The organism is Deinococcus detaillensis, assembly GCF_007280555.1.
Taxonomy (GTDB): Bacteria; Deinococcota; Deinococci; order Deinococcales; family Deinococcaceae; genus Deinococcus; species Deinococcus detaillensis.
On sequence record NZ_VKDB01000012.1, the window covers coordinates 1 to 12,707 of the forward strand.

General features: G+C 62.6%; 13 protein-coding genes. 11 read left to right on the top strand and 2 right to left on the bottom strand.

The annotated features are described in order from the left end of the window. The first annotated feature begins 315 nt into the window (after positions 1-315). Entirely contained in the window at positions 316-1,038 is a 723-nt protein-coding gene (locus tag FNU79_RS11265; RefSeq protein ID WP_225430037.1) for a substrate-binding periplasmic protein, read from the top strand. Positions 1,039-1,064: 26 nt separating this feature from the next. Here FNU79_RS11265 and FNU79_RS11270 read toward each other — a convergent pair whose 3' ends face one another. Beyond that, a complete protein-coding gene (locus FNU79_RS11270) occupies positions 1,065-2,462 on the bottom strand; it encodes a hypothetical protein (RefSeq protein ID WP_143720949.1) in 1,398 nt (465 codons plus the stop codon). Between the two features lie 444 nt (positions 2,463-2,906). Between FNU79_RS11270 and FNU79_RS11275 the strand changes: the two genes are divergently transcribed. The 6 genes from FNU79_RS11275 to FNU79_RS11300 are packed head-to-tail and all read left to right on the top strand — an operon-like array spanning position 2,907 to position 8,092. Then, complete coding sequence (locus FNU79_RS11275; protein ID WP_143720950.1) at positions 2,907-3,488, top strand: glycerol-3-phosphate acyltransferase; 582 nt, start codon at positions 2,907-2,909, stop codon at positions 3,486-3,488. 53 nt (positions 3,489-3,541) lie between these two features. Continuing rightward, positions 3,542-5,584 (top strand): hypothetical protein, encoded by a 2,043-nt coding sequence (locus FNU79_RS11280; protein ID WP_225430027.1) that lies wholly within the window; start codon positions 3,542-3,544, stop codon positions 5,582-5,584. Positions 5,585-5,627: 43 nt separating this feature from the next. Next, positions 5,628-6,044, top strand: a complete 417-nt coding sequence (locus FNU79_RS11285) for a penicillin-binding protein (protein ID WP_124873096.1) — start codon at positions 5,628-5,630, stop codon at positions 6,042-6,044. A 43-nt stretch (positions 6,045-6,087) separates the two neighbouring features. After that, positions 6,088-6,762, top strand: coding sequence for a cytochrome c biogenesis CcdA family protein (locus FNU79_RS11290; RefSeq protein ID WP_143720951.1), 675 nt, complete (start codon positions 6,088-6,090; stop codon positions 6,760-6,762). Further along, positions 6,747-7,409, top strand: coding sequence for a heme ABC exporter ATP-binding protein CcmA (gene ccmA, locus FNU79_RS11295; protein WP_143720952.1), 663 nt, complete (start codon positions 6,747-6,749; stop codon positions 7,407-7,409). Before FNU79_RS11290 ends, ccmA begins: the two co-directional genes overlap by 16 nt. Continuing rightward, complete coding sequence (locus FNU79_RS11300) at positions 7,406-8,092, top strand: heme exporter protein CcmB (RefSeq protein WP_124871134.1); 687 nt, start codon at positions 7,406-7,408, stop codon at positions 8,090-8,092. Before ccmA ends, FNU79_RS11300 begins: the two co-directional genes overlap by 4 nt. Before the next feature lie 47 nt (positions 8,093-8,139). Here FNU79_RS11300 and FNU79_RS11305 read toward each other — a convergent pair whose 3' ends face one another. Further along, a complete protein-coding gene (locus FNU79_RS11305; protein WP_143720953.1) occupies positions 8,140-8,853 on the bottom strand; it encodes a hypothetical protein in 714 nt (237 codons plus the stop codon). A 381-nt stretch (positions 8,854-9,234) separates the two neighbouring features. Between FNU79_RS11305 and ccsA the strand changes: the two genes are divergently transcribed. Genes ccsA through FNU79_RS11325 form a run of 4 tightly spaced genes read left to right on the top strand, consistent with a single transcriptional unit; the run spans position 9,235 to position 12,570 of the window. Continuing rightward, a complete protein-coding gene (ccsA, locus tag FNU79_RS11310) occupies positions 9,235-9,993 on the top strand; it encodes a cytochrome c biogenesis protein CcsA (protein ID WP_143720954.1) in 759 nt (252 codons plus the stop codon). Further along, complete coding sequence (ccmD, locus tag FNU79_RS11315; protein ID WP_124871125.1) at positions 9,986-10,099, top strand: heme exporter protein CcmD; 114 nt, start codon at positions 9,986-9,988, stop codon at positions 10,097-10,099. The genes ccsA and ccmD overlap by 8 nt, the downstream gene beginning before the upstream one ends. Continuing rightward, positions 10,096-10,584 (top strand): cytochrome c maturation protein CcmE, encoded by a 489-nt coding sequence (ccmE, locus tag FNU79_RS11320; RefSeq protein WP_143720955.1) that lies wholly within the window; start codon positions 10,096-10,098, stop codon positions 10,582-10,584. Before ccmD ends, ccmE begins: the two co-directional genes overlap by 4 nt. 15 nt (positions 10,585-10,599) lie before the next feature. Further along, positions 10,600-12,570 (top strand): heme lyase CcmF/NrfE family subunit, encoded by a 1,971-nt coding sequence (locus tag FNU79_RS11325; protein WP_143720956.1) that lies wholly within the window; start codon positions 10,600-10,602, stop codon positions 12,568-12,570. The last annotated feature ends 137 nt before the right edge of the window (positions 12,571-12,707 follow it).

Sequence of the window (12,707 nt, forward strand, 5' to 3'; positions counted from 1 at the left end):
GTCCACCGTGGAAACCGCCCGTCTGCGGGGTCAGGATCCCGTCGACGTCTTGATGTCCTTGCGCTGCTGACCTTCTACAAGCCGCTAATCAGATACGTTTTTTGTTTCGCTCCAGTTAGTCCACCAAAAAGAGCTTCTTTTTTGACAAATGCCCCAAGAGAAGCGCCCTCTCAAGTCTCAGTTGTTCTGAGACAGATGAACACTTGTTCGATTGTCTTCAACTCCGGTTCCTCTACTGGTAACCGGATCTCATAAAAGGAGAACACTATGTCTACGCTCTTCCGTTCCAGTTTACTTCTTTCACTGTGCAGTTTGATGATTCTTCCGCTGGCCCAAGCCCGCACGCTCAAAGACATCAAAAAAGAGGGCGTCTTGCACGTCAATAGCCTCGAATTACCACCCTTCAGCTACAAGACAACGGACGGCTATACCGGTTTTGAAACAGAACTCATCACCATGCTGGCTAACGATTTAGGACTGAAAACCGACTTTTCGCCCATGTTGCTCGATACCATCGCCAACGATTTGAAAGAAGGCCGCGTTGACGCCGCGATTGGCGGCTTAGAGATTACCAGCACCCGCGAAAATCAAGTGGGTTTTACCCGTCCCTTTTTGTGCGCTGGGATGTCGGTGGTGTCACGTGACCCGGCCATTCAGACCCGCTTTGATTTAGAAAATAAGACTGTTGGGGTACTTTCTGGCAGCACCATTCAGTCTTTTGTCCAAAAACTACCGTTTCCCAAAAAAGCCGTAGTATTTGCCACGGTCAACGACCTGATCTATGCCATTGCCACCGGCAAGGTGGACGCCACACTAAGCTATAAGGTGTCGGGGCCGATTATGATGAAACTTTATCCCAAAGCTGGCTTTCTCTACGGCCCAGTACAGTGGAGCATTCCAATTGGCGCGATGCTGTCCGACGGCGACAACAGCTTGAGACTGGCCCTCAACGGCGCACTGGCAAAGTCCATGCAAGATGGCCGCTACGCGCAGCTGAGCACCAAATATTTTGGCGAAAATCTGCGCTGCAAAGCCTAAGTTTTTCTTTGTCAGAGGTGGTGGGCTTAAGCCCTAGCGCGGCTGGGCGAAAGCCGCTTGGACACTCCCTGCGCGTACTCCGACAGTTCAGCGAGCAGCGTCGGCACGTCGGAGCGCAGGTAAAACTGACCGCCCGGCAGCGGCAGCAAAGCCATAAAGGGAGCGCGGCACAGCGTCTCCAGAATCGAGCGCAGCTCGGCGGTGTTGACTCCGCTGCCGAGGCGCTCAGCCAAGCGGGACGGATCGACGATGCTGTGGGCAGGCTGCTGCGCCAAGGTGCCCAGCACGTAGCTAAAAGTGCCGCGCTGCACCAGATGGGCGCTGACCAACTCGGCGAGGCTGGCCACGCTATCGAGATCAAAGCTGGAGGTGTTCCAGTAACCGCGCAAATCGATGGGAGTCAGCGGCGCGAGGCGGGCATGTTCGAGGAGTGCGCCAAGGGCTTCACGGGTAAAGCGCGGCGCGGCGGTGGACAGGTCTTTTTCCCAGGTCAGCAGGGCGCGGTAAGTGCTTTGCTGGAAAGCCGGATGCTGCTGCTCGGCTTCGCTGAGGGCCAGCACCACGTCGTAGCCGTGTGAGCCCAGATCGGCCCTGAGCCGCACCGGGCCAGCTTCCGCGCCGCCGAGGTACTCGACTTGGTAGCCAGTCAGGCGGGCCAGCTCACCGAGCTGATCGGCCAGCGTCTCTAAAGCCGCCAACTCGGGCGCGGCGGAAGACGCCAACTTGGGGGCCGCGCCCGAAGCGCTTGGGCGCAGCGGCTCTGGACGTTTGGTTTCGGAGCGTTTGGGTTCAGCTGCCCTCTCGGAGGGCGTTTGGCTGCTGGCCTGAGGTTCACCGGACGGCCCCGCGTAGCGGCCCACACCCACTTTCACCCCCGAATCGCGGCGTGCGGGCTCAGTGTGAAGAGACTCGGCGTGAACTTGCACTGCTTTGTTTTCAGGCAGGTCTGTTGTCTTGCCTGAGCGCTGCTCTTCTTTGCTTTGATCCGGCCTGCGGCTCTCAGTGACCGCCGCCTGAGCCGCGCTGGGCTGGGAGCGCTCCATGCGGACTTCGCGGACGTGCGGTGTGGCATTGATGACCACGCGGCGCGGGGCCGGGTCGGGCTTGGCCGCCAGGGCCGTATTGAGGCGGTCGGTGTGCGGCTTGATCACGCAGCTTACGCGGTAGCGGCCTTCACTGACCGGCGAGAGCATCAGCACGTCATTCACATCGAGGTTGTGGTCGTGATAGAGCGAGCTCAGGCCCGTCAATTTTTTGGCGTTTTCGCTCATCTGAACTGGATAATCGCGCTCTTGTTCGTCAGTCAGGTGCAGCGTTTGCCCAGCCAAGTCAGCAGAAAAGAGAGCCCGGAGGTATTTGGCCACCGTCAGTGTGCCTTCAGATAAGCACGGACGGGTAATGATATAGCGCAGAGCAGCAGTCACGGCGGTGTCCTCCATTGAAAACGTGCATCAGCACGGTTAGGGTCAGAGCGGTAAAAACTTCAAAATGAAAACTCGAATCAAAAAGCGCCGCATTTTTAGCTTTCAAAAAGCGGTCACGCACTTAAGGTGTTCAAGTTCCCCTTCATCTTGAGTGAAGCGGTAGGGCAATGCAAGTCAGTTCAGTCCAGAAAGCGAATCGGTTCGTTTTAAGCTAATTAGCGAAAGGTAATTTCGTTTTTACACAAATTTCTCTCAACTGGATGATCGGTTCACACTTTGAGAGTTTACGCGCCTCAGCCCCCGCTTTGGCCCGACTTTGATCAAATCCCGCTCCTATCTCGGAAAGGGGAGCACTTTTTATCTTTGCGGTTTTATAGGCTTGTAGGATGCCTGCCCGCCGCCTCGGGCTGCGGCTGAGGTTTGCGTTCGTATTAGAATGCCCGCGTGACTGTCTTTTTGGTGCTGCTGTCGGCTTATCTGCTCGGCTCGGTGGTCTTCGGTGTAATTTACTCGCACCTGCGCGGCGACGATGTACGCGGGCGCGACATGCCCGGCGGCAGCGGGATGTTTAGGCAATACGGCCTCGTTCCAGCAGTGACTATTTCGGTGCTGGACATCCTCAAAGGCGTGCTGGCAGCTTATCTGGCACTGCATTTTGCACCGGGGTGGGAATGGGCGGCCATGTTTCTGGTGATTATCGGCCACTGCTATCCGGTGTTTTTCCGCTTCAACGGCGGCGGCGGCATTGCCCCGATGCTGGGTGCACTGCTGATCGTCGCGCCCAAAACCCTACTGCTGATGGTGCTGCTTTCCCTCATCGTGATGCCGCTTTATAAAGCCACCATCCAAAAAAGAGTTGGCCTCAACGCCATTCCCTTCATGTCGGCGGTGGTGTTGCCGATCAGCGTGGCCGCTTCATTCTGGCTGGGGGGCACCTTGGCGCTGGTCGCGGGCGGCCTGGGGATGGCGGTCAGGTCGGTGCAACTGCTGATCGAAGATGGCAAGCTCGGAAAAAAACCGGCGTGAAGGCGGGGCGCTGGACAAGCGCAGCGCTGGGCTTGCTGCTCACATTGGGCAGCATGAGCCAAGCCGCCGCCGTACTGAACGGGCGAAGCCTCACCTTTGAGGAAGGTGGCAAAACCCTGACAGTACTGATCTATCCCGAGGCGCTGGGCGACCTCAGCGGCCCGGTCACGCAGGGCGAAACCACTTGGCTGGGCGTCGGGCCTTCGCTCTACGGGTTCGACGCTTTGGGCGTGGCCACCACCCGCCTTGATTTCTCCAACATGCTGAGCGCCGTAGACGCCAGCGGCGGCGTGCTGCGGGTCACGGCGGGGCCGAGCGGAGCGCAGGACACTTACAGCGTCGTCGGCGGGCAAATTCAGGAGCGGGTGGTGCTGGTGCCGGACGCGCGGGTCACCGGTTGGCTGCGCCGCGCCGCCGCGCTCACGCCGGACAGCCAGGTCGCGCAGGCCGCCCTCCAAGACCCCACCAATCCATTTTTGGCCCTGCGCCGCGCCGCGCTGGCTCGGCAACGCGGCGACCGCTTCACGGCCCTGAGTGAAACCCAGCGGGCGGCCAGTTTGCCGCTGGCTTTTCCAGCCTCTCTGCAACTCGCCGCCCAGATGGAAGCGCTCAACTCGCCTGCGGCGGCCAATTTGCTGCTCAGCCGCGCGGCCCGCGACTACGCGGCACGCGGCTACGACCCGGCTTTGCCGGTGAGCCGCGCCGCCCTGAACGCTTACGGCGACCCGCTCGGCGAGTTGGAAACGCTGCTGAGCCAAAACAAACTCGAACGCGCCGACGTGTGGATTCGCTACCTGCGCCAGACTTCACCGCGCTTTGAAGGCTCGCTGAGCTTATACACCCGCTACGCCGCGCTGCTCGATGCTCAAAACCGCAGCGGCGAGGCCGAGGAGTGGCGGGCCTTTGCCCGGACGCTCAGCACCGGCACGCTGTATAACCTCGGCGCAGACGCGGTGCTGACCTTGCGCGACGCCGCCCGCGTCAGCGCTTTCGCGCTGCTGCTGAGCTGGCTGGCCGCTTACCTGACGCTCGCCGCCCGCGCTTGGCGGGTGCAGGGCCAAGACACCGCCGAGTTGGGCGGACGCTGGGGCAGTTGGCTGAAGCGTCCGCTGTCGCGGCTCCGGCGCAGCGTGGTGGCTTACGGGGGGTTTGGCGAAAAGCTGGTGATGCTCTCACTGCTCTCGGCTTTGCTGCTGAGCCTCTCGGCTTGGACTTGGGCGGCCCGCGCCGAAACCCGCTTGCAAGCGCCCGCACTCAATATCGGCACTTACGGCGGCGCTTGGTTTTACGGCGGCCTCGATGAGCTGGAACTCACGCCCAGCCGCGACACGGCCCTGCTGCGCGGCTTGTCTTCTCAACTCGACGGTGATGACGCGGCGGCCCGCAGCAGCTACGAGGTGGGCACTTCGCCGCTGCCCTGCGCTCAAAACAACTTGGGCGTCTTGGCCGAAAACAGAGACGACAACGCCCAAGCCCGAGGACTATGGCAAGCCTCACTCTCGGCGGCTCCGGATTTGCTCGCGCCCGCTTACAACTTGGGCCTGCAACCCAGCGCCCCCGAAGCGGCTTTTCAAAGGGAGTACCGCGCCGCGCCGAGGCTGTGCTACCCCGATCAGCGCAGTTTGGTGCGTGCCCTCGGCGGCAGCTTGGCCGGGCAACTCCGCGCCTTACTTCTCAATCCTTGGAGCGCTCTGATGGCCACGCCCACTCAGCTCAGCACGCCGCTGCAAGCTGTTTGGGTCGCGCTGCTGCTGCTGGCCTACGCGCTGGGCGTGGTGTGGCTGCTGACCCCCTCATCTGATCCCTCCGGCCGCGCCGGACGCCCCGCCCTCTTCCGGCTGCTGGCCCTGCTGCTGCCCGGCAGCGCTTTACTCGACGGCGCGTGGGGCGCGGTGCTGCTGCTCGGCTGGGCGGCGGCCATCGGCAACCTGCTCACTGCACGCGGCTGGCTGACGCTGCCGTATTTGCCCGGCCCGCTGAGCGCCAGCGGCGTGCTGATTTTCTTGGTGGTGCTCTACGCCCTCAACGTGCTGGGCCTGAGCTTGCAAGAAATCGGCAGCTTCCGCGCCCGGCGAGCAGCAAGTTCGGCAAAGTAAAACAACCCGCCTTTTCATCCATTTGCCACCCGCACGCGTCAAGATGCAGGGCATGAACCGCACAGCCCCCCTGCTCACCTTGCTGCTCGCCCTGGGCGCAGGCAGTTTGACTTCGGCGGGCGCGGTGGTGCGCCTCGGCGACGCGTTGCCCGCTCACCCGTGGGCACAGAGCCGTGACGACGAGGACGAGCGCGAATTGGTGGTGCTGTACTCGCACGACTGCGGCGACCTCGGCGACCTTTGGAGCGCGGTGTTGCAAGCAGGCTTGCCGGTTCACGCCGTCAATGCCGAGGAGGTCGCCTCGCCCGCTCCCAAAGGGCTGAGCGTTTGGCGCGGCCCCGACGCCACCGCTTTTGCCCGCGCCCTCAAGGTCAGCGCGTATCCGACGGTGCTGCTGGTGCGCGGGGGGCGGGTGCTGAACGCTTGGGAAGGGGACTTTACGGCGGCGGCCAAGCTGTAGACCTCAGGACGCCCGCCCTGCCTTACGGCGCTAAACTCAGACCATGAATATCAGCGCCCCCAGCCTCACCATCGCTTTCGTGGCGGGGCTGATTTCGTTTTTGTCGCCGTGCGTGCTGCCGCTGGTGCCGAGTTATTTGGGCGTCATCGGCGGCAAAGCGCCGCTCCCACGGGCGCTGGGGTTTATTTTGGGCTTCGGCTTGGTGTTCGTGGCGCTGGGGGCCACCGCCAGCGGCCTCGGCTCGCTGCTGGACGCTTACCGCTTTACCTTATCGCGCTTATCGGGCGTGCTGATTGTTTTCTTCGGGCTGGTGATGCTGGGCGTGATTCGGCTGCCGTTCATGATGCGCGACACCCGCGAACTCAGCGCCGCCGATCAATATGGGCCCGTCGCTCTCGGCGCGGCGTTCGCCTTCGGCTGGAGCCCTTGCCTCGGGCCGGTGCTGGGCAGCATTTTGGGACTGGCCGCCAGCACCCAGAGCCTCGGGCAAGGTGTGGGCCTGCTGCTGGTCTACACTTTGGGCCTCGCCGTGCCGTTTCTCCTCTCGGCGCTGCTGTGGGAGCGGCTCAACTTGCGGCGCTTAAACAAGTACGCCGGAATTTTTGAGAAGGTCGGCGGCGTAATCCTGATTGCGGTGGGCCTGCTGATGGTCACGGGCCGCTTTACCTTGCTGGCGAGCTGGGCTTTTTCAGTGATGCCCGAATGGATGCGCCTCTGAGCACGCCCGCCGCCGAATACGCCGTGCAGCTGCGCGGGGCTTGGCTGAGACTGGGCCGCGAGGTGATTTTGCGCGGCGTGGATTTGGACATCGCGGCGGGCGAGGGCGTCACCTTGCTGGGCGAAAACGGCGCGGGCAAAACCACCTTGCTGCGGCTGCTGGCCTCCAGCTTGCGGCTGACCCGTGGCGAGGGGCGCGTTCACGGCTACGACCTACGCGACTCGCGTTCGGTACGCGACCACGTGCATCTGATGCCGGTCGAAGGCGGCACCTACCCCGATCTGACAGCGGCCGAGAATCTGGACTTTGCCCTTCAGATGCACCGGCTCAGCGGTGATACCGGCGCGGCACTCAGGCGAGTCGGCTTAGAGAAAGCCGCCGAGCGCCGAGTCCGTTTTTTGTCGGCGGGGATGCGGAAGCGCCTGAATCTGGCCCGCCTGTCGCTGCTGGCCCGCCCATTGACTTTGGTCGACGAACCGTTTGCCAACTTGGATGCGGCGGGCAGGTATCTGGCGCTCGAAGTTTTGGCCGAGGTCACCGGCAGAGGACAGACCCTGCTGCTGGCCGCCCACGAACCCGACCTCGCCGCGCAGGTCACGGGCCGCGCCCTGCATCTGAGCGCTGGAAGCCTGACGGACAGCCCGTGAACGAAGGCTGGCAGCACATCCTGACAATTGCCCGCAAAGACGCCCGCCTCGCCGGACGCACCCGCGACACTTTGCTGGCGACGCTGTTTTACGCCGCGCTGGTGCTGCTCGTTTTGGGCCTCGCCCTCGGGCCGGATGACGCCCGCCTGCGCCCCGCCGCCGCCGGAGCGGTGTGGGCCTCACTGGCGCTGTCGTCGGCCATCGCTTCGGGTCGGGCGTTTGCCCAGGAGCAAGAAGCCGGAGCCTTGGAGCAACTGACCCTTTATCCGGGGCCGCACGGCGCACTGTATTTGGGCAAATGGCTGGGCACTTGGCTGCAACTGCTGGTGCTGGCGGCCGTGATTGTGCCGCTGGGCCTGCTGCTGTTCGGGGCGGCGGGCGGCGGTCAGGCCTTGCCCTGGCCCGCGCTGCTGCTCACCGCTGTGCTGGGCGTGACGGGTTTGTCGGCCAGCAGCACTTTTTACGCTGCCATCACGGTCAATTTGCGGGCCCGCGAGGCGCTGCTGCCCGCCCTCGCTTTTCCGCTGCTGGTTCCGGTGGTGCTGGCCACCGTCAAATCCACCAGTTTGCTCCTAGACGGCGGCTGGTCAGGGGAAGTGGCCGGATGGCTGAGCTTCCTCACCGCCTTTGACATAGGCACTTTGATTGTCTGCACGTTGCTGTTTCCGTTCGCGGTGGAGTAAGCAGAGCCGGAGCAAACACGGCTGGAGCACACGGGGCCGCACTGTGCTTATTTGTCGGCCACCAACACCGCTGCGCCGCCGTCGTGGTCATCGGTGGTCAGGGTGGGGGTATTGAGGGCATTGTCCAGCTTCAGCGTGTCCAGCCGCTTGAAAGTGCCTGCAGCGCTCAACTTGGCGCTGAGGTCGTCGCGGGCCACCTTAAAGGAGTTGTAGGGGTGGTGCATGGATGAAATCAATTCAAAGTCTTCACGGCTAAACGCGGCTGTCCAGAGATATCCGCCGCTGTCTATCGGCGCGGGGCCAAAGACCCGTCCGTGGTTATTGGATTGCCACCACGCGCCGTCGCTGAAGGCCTCGTCTTTTCCGCCGGGTTGCTGGCCGTACAGCTGGCCCAGGATGAGGCCCTTGTAGCCGACGCTGTGGCCTCCTTTTGGGCCGTAGCCTGCCGCCTGCATCGCGCTCACGAGGCGCGAGGCGGCTTCCTGCGGCGTCTTGGCGACTTTATCGACCAAGATGACATTGACCGGCTCGCGCAAGTTGTGATCGTCCAGTTGGTAGCCCAGCCAGCGGGCCGGTTGGCCGTCAGGGTCGATCATCCATTTGCCGATGAAGCCGTAAGTGGTATTGACCGCATCGGCGCTGCTGGTCGTCACTTCGACACCTTCGGTGGTCACATTGGCCGCGTTGATGGTCGGCGTGCATCCCGAAATGACGGCCAAGCCGGCACTGACACACACTGCGGGTATTAAGCGATGACTCAAACTGACCTCCCATTTCTACCCATCCGCACCGCCACCGGCCAACCGGCTTTGGCGGATCTCTTTGGACGAACACCCCGCTCCGATGGCGAAACTGGGCCCGTTAAAAGCGCTGAAGACCTTATCTTGCCACGTCATTTCGCTCACAAACGTGAACTGGCCTCTATCATTTTCTGATTTCATTCTGATGAAAGCTTTGAGGAAAATGCAGCCCGTGGAGCGCCAAAGGGGCGGCAACCGGGGGACACTCGCACTTGCCCAAGCGCCACCAAAACGTCATGCTTAAGCTCTCTTCAGGGCGAGCTTCTCCAAGCTGGAATTGCCCGCTCCCCTCGGCCTTTTTGCCGCCTTCTCTTACCTTCGCTCCGCCCGTTTGGAGACACAATGACCAGTGTGACCACGTTCAGCAAAACAGGCTCGAAAAAAGACCGTCTCACCCCCATTCTCGGCGCAGTGACGGCCCTCAGTGTGCTGGCCGGCCTGTGGCTGAGTCTCACCGCACCCGCCGACGTCAATCAGGGCCTCCTCGTGCGGCTGATGTTCGTGCATGTGCCGACCGCTTGGCTGAGCTACCTCGCTTACGGCGGCACCGGGTTGTTTGGGCTGCTGTACCTCATCACCCGCCAGCGCCGCTACGACCGCCTCGCCATGAGCAGCGGTGAAATCGGAGTGCTGTTCACGGTAGCGACCATCGTGGGCGGCATGCTGTGGGCCAAGCCGACCTGGGGCACCTACTGGGTGTGGGACGCCCGGCTGACCACCACCGCCCTCTCGCTGGTGGTCTACGGCGCTTATCTGCTGGTGCGCGGCCTGATCGACGACCCCGAGCGCCGCGCCCGCGTTTCGGCGGTGATCGGCGTGGTCGGCACGCTCTATATTCCGGTCAATTACATGGCGGTGGAGTGGTGGCGCGGGGTTCACCAGACCCAGACCCTCAAGTTGCTCGGCGGAATGCAGTGGGGCGCGGCTCCGGTGTACGGCATCGCCCTGACCGTCATGACGCTCGCCTTTACCTTGCTTTACGTTTACTTGCTGCGGGTGCGCGGCATCTTGGCAGCCAAACAGGAGCGCCGCGAAGAGCGCGAATTTGAATTGCCGCCCCTGAACCAACCGCTGGGCCAGAGCGAGGTGCGCCGTGGATAAGTATTCGGGCTACGTCCTCATTACTTACGTCGTTACGTTCGTCATTTTGATCGGCTATCTGGGCTGGGTCTGGTGGCGGCTGCGGCAAGAAGAGCGGGAACTGTGAGTGCGCCCTCGTCTCCTCAACTCCCGCAGGCCAGAAGGCGCAGGAAAAACCCGCTGCCGTATGTGCTGGCGGGCGTGGCCCTCGCCGGCTTGCTGACGTACATCATCTTCGGCAACCTCGCTCAGAGCATCGAATATTTTGTGACGCCCACCGAGTACAAGGCCCAAGCCGCCAGCTTGCAGGGCCACACCGTCAGAATCGGCGGCCTCGTCAGGGCCGTGAAGTATGACCGCAATTCGCTCGACCTGAATTTCAACGTCACCGACGGCAGCGCGACGTTTCCGGTGGTGTATCAGGGCGCGGTGTCGGACTTGTTCAAGGAAAATCAGGGCGTGGTGGTGCGCGGCACCTTCAATGCCCAGAATGTCTTTCACGCCAACGAACTGATCGTCAAGCACAGCGAGGAGTACCGCATCCCGCGTAGCCAGAGCGAACTCAAAGACATGCTGAAAAATGCCAAAGACGCCAACGCCGAAGGGCAGTAAGGAGCAGCCACGATCATGCTGAATCTGATTTCATTTCAGTCCAGTCCTCTGGCCGCGCTGGGCCAAGTCGCCATGCTGCTGGCGCTGGCCTTTACGCTGGCGGGGCTGTGGCTCTCGGTGCTGGGCGGCCTGCGAAGCGACCCGCGCAGCACCGAAGCGGCCCGCCGCAGCGTTTGGGCGGTGTTCGCCTTCGTCAGTTTGGCGATTCTGGCGCTGCTCTCGGCTCTGCTGCGCGACGACTTCTCGGTGCGCTACGTGGCCGAGCACTCGATGACGACCTCACCGACCTGGGTCAAGATCACCTCGCTGTGGGGAGCGCTGGAAGGCTCCATCTTGCTGTGGGCCTGGCTGCTGGCGGGCTACGCTTTTATTCTCAGCCTAACGCTGCGGCGCGACGCTCTGCGGCCTTGGGCACTGGGAGCGATGTTCGTTTCGCTGCTGTTTTTCGTGGGCGTGGTGGCAGGAGTGGCTTCACCGTTCACTCCGCTGGCACAGATTCCATTGCAGGGGCAGGGGCCGAATCCGGCGCTGCAAAACCACTGGATGATGGCCGTTCACCCGGTCTTGCTGTATTTGGGCTTCGTGGGCTTGAGCGTGCCGTTCGCCTATGCGGTGGCCGCGCTCATTACTGGGCGGCTCTCAGATCACTGGCTGAGCGTGACCCGCCGCTGGACGCTGATGGCTTGGGTCTTTTTGACCGCCGCGATTGTGGCGGGCGGTTGGTGGAGCTACGAAACATTGGGCTGGGGCGGCTACTGGGCCTGGGATCCGGTCGAGAATGCCAGCTTCATTCCCTGGCTGCTGACCACCGCTTTTTTGCACAGCATCCAGATTCAGGAAAAACGCAATCTGCTGCGCGGCTGGAACATCTGGCTCATTGTGCTGGCCTACACCTCCACCGTGTTGGGCACCTTCCTGAACCGCAGCGGCATCGTGCAGAGTGTCCACGCCTTCGCGGGCGGGCCAGTCGGCCCTGTGTTTCTGGGTTTTCTGGCATTGCTGCTGATCGGCGGCGTGGCCCTGACTGCCTGGCGCACTCCCAAGCTGCGCGACCTGGGTGAAGCGCCCGCACCGCTCAGCCGCGAAGCTGCGTTTCTGGCGGGCAACTGGCTGTTTTTGGTGTTCAGCGCCGTGGTGCTGCTCGGCACCCTGTTTCCGGTGATCGTGGAAGCCGTGACGGGCCGCAAGAGCAGCATCGGCGCACCGTTTTTCAATACCTTCAGCGTGCCGATTGGCCTCGGTTTGCTGCTGCTGATGGGCGTCGGGCCGCTGCTGCCCTGGCGTCGGGCTGACGGCGAGAGCTTGCTGATGGCCCTGCGGCTCCCGGTTGGAACGGGGGTGTTGGCGGCCATCATCGCCGCCGTACTGGGCGTCCGGAGCGTGGCGGTGCTGCTGACGCTGGCCCTGTGCGCTTACAACGTCGCCGGACTCGCCACCCTGACCCTCCGGGCGGCCAGACAGCGCGGCAGCCTCACGGCCCTGCTCAGCGAGCAGCCGCGCCGCTACGGAGCGTATACCGCTCACCTCGGTTTGGTGGTGCTGGCGCTGGGCTTGGCCTTTTCGGGGGCGTACAAAGAGAGCGGCGAAACCACCCTCAACCTCGGCCAAGACAAACAAGTGCTGGGCGACACACTGCGGCTTGAAAGCCTGCGCGAGGCCAAGTATGACTACGGCTCCAGCTCCATCACCCAGATTCGGGTCAACGGCCAGAGTTTTGCGCCGCGCATGAACGTCTATGCCCAAGACCCCGGCACCCCGTTTCCCACCCCCGCCGTGCGCTACAGCGTGCTGGGTGACACCTACCTCGTGACCACCAACATCGACAAAAATGGCAAATGGGCCAGCATCCGCCTCATCAAATCACCGCTGGTGTCGTGGATCTGGGTCGGCACTTTGATTATCGTGCTGGGCGCGGGCGTCACCTTGCTGTCTCCGGCGCGGCCCGCTGTGCGCAAGGTGACGGGCGGGGCAGTGGCGGCGGACTGAGGAGCGGGGAAAGATATTCGCTTTGCTCACTCCACGCTCCTAAGAAAGACAAGGACTCCGCTTTTTAGCGCCTCTCTCAGTGGCAGGAGCGGAGAGAGAAATGAAGTGAGCGCCAGCGATTGCCCTTCCCACTCACC

Excerpts from the sequence above, each read along its gene's own strand:
- FNU79_RS11265 (WP_225430037.1), top strand. The coding sequence starts at position 316 with ATGATTCTTCCGCTGGCCCAAGCCCGCACGCTCAAAGACATCAAAAAA.
- FNU79_RS11280 (WP_225430027.1), top strand. The coding sequence starts at position 3,542 with ATGAGCCAAGCCGCCGCCGTACTGAACGGGCGAAGCCTCACCTTTGAG.
- FNU79_RS11285 (WP_124873096.1), top strand. The coding sequence starts at position 5,628 with ATGCAGGGCATGAACCGCACAGCCCCCCTGCTCACCTTGCTGCTCGCC.
- FNU79_RS11290 (WP_143720951.1), top strand. The coding sequence starts at position 6,088 with ATGAATATCAGCGCCCCCAGCCTCACCATCGCTTTCGTGGCGGGGCTG.
- ccmA (WP_143720952.1), top strand. The coding sequence starts at position 6,747 with ATGGATGCGCCTCTGAGCACGCCCGCCGCCGAATACGCCGTGCAGCTG.
- ccsA (WP_143720954.1), top strand. The coding sequence starts at position 9,235 with ATGACCAGTGTGACCACGTTCAGCAAAACAGGCTCGAAAAAAGACCGT.
- FNU79_RS11325 (WP_143720956.1), top strand. The coding sequence starts at position 10,600 with ATGCTGAATCTGATTTCATTTCAGTCCAGTCCTCTGGCCGCGCTGGGC.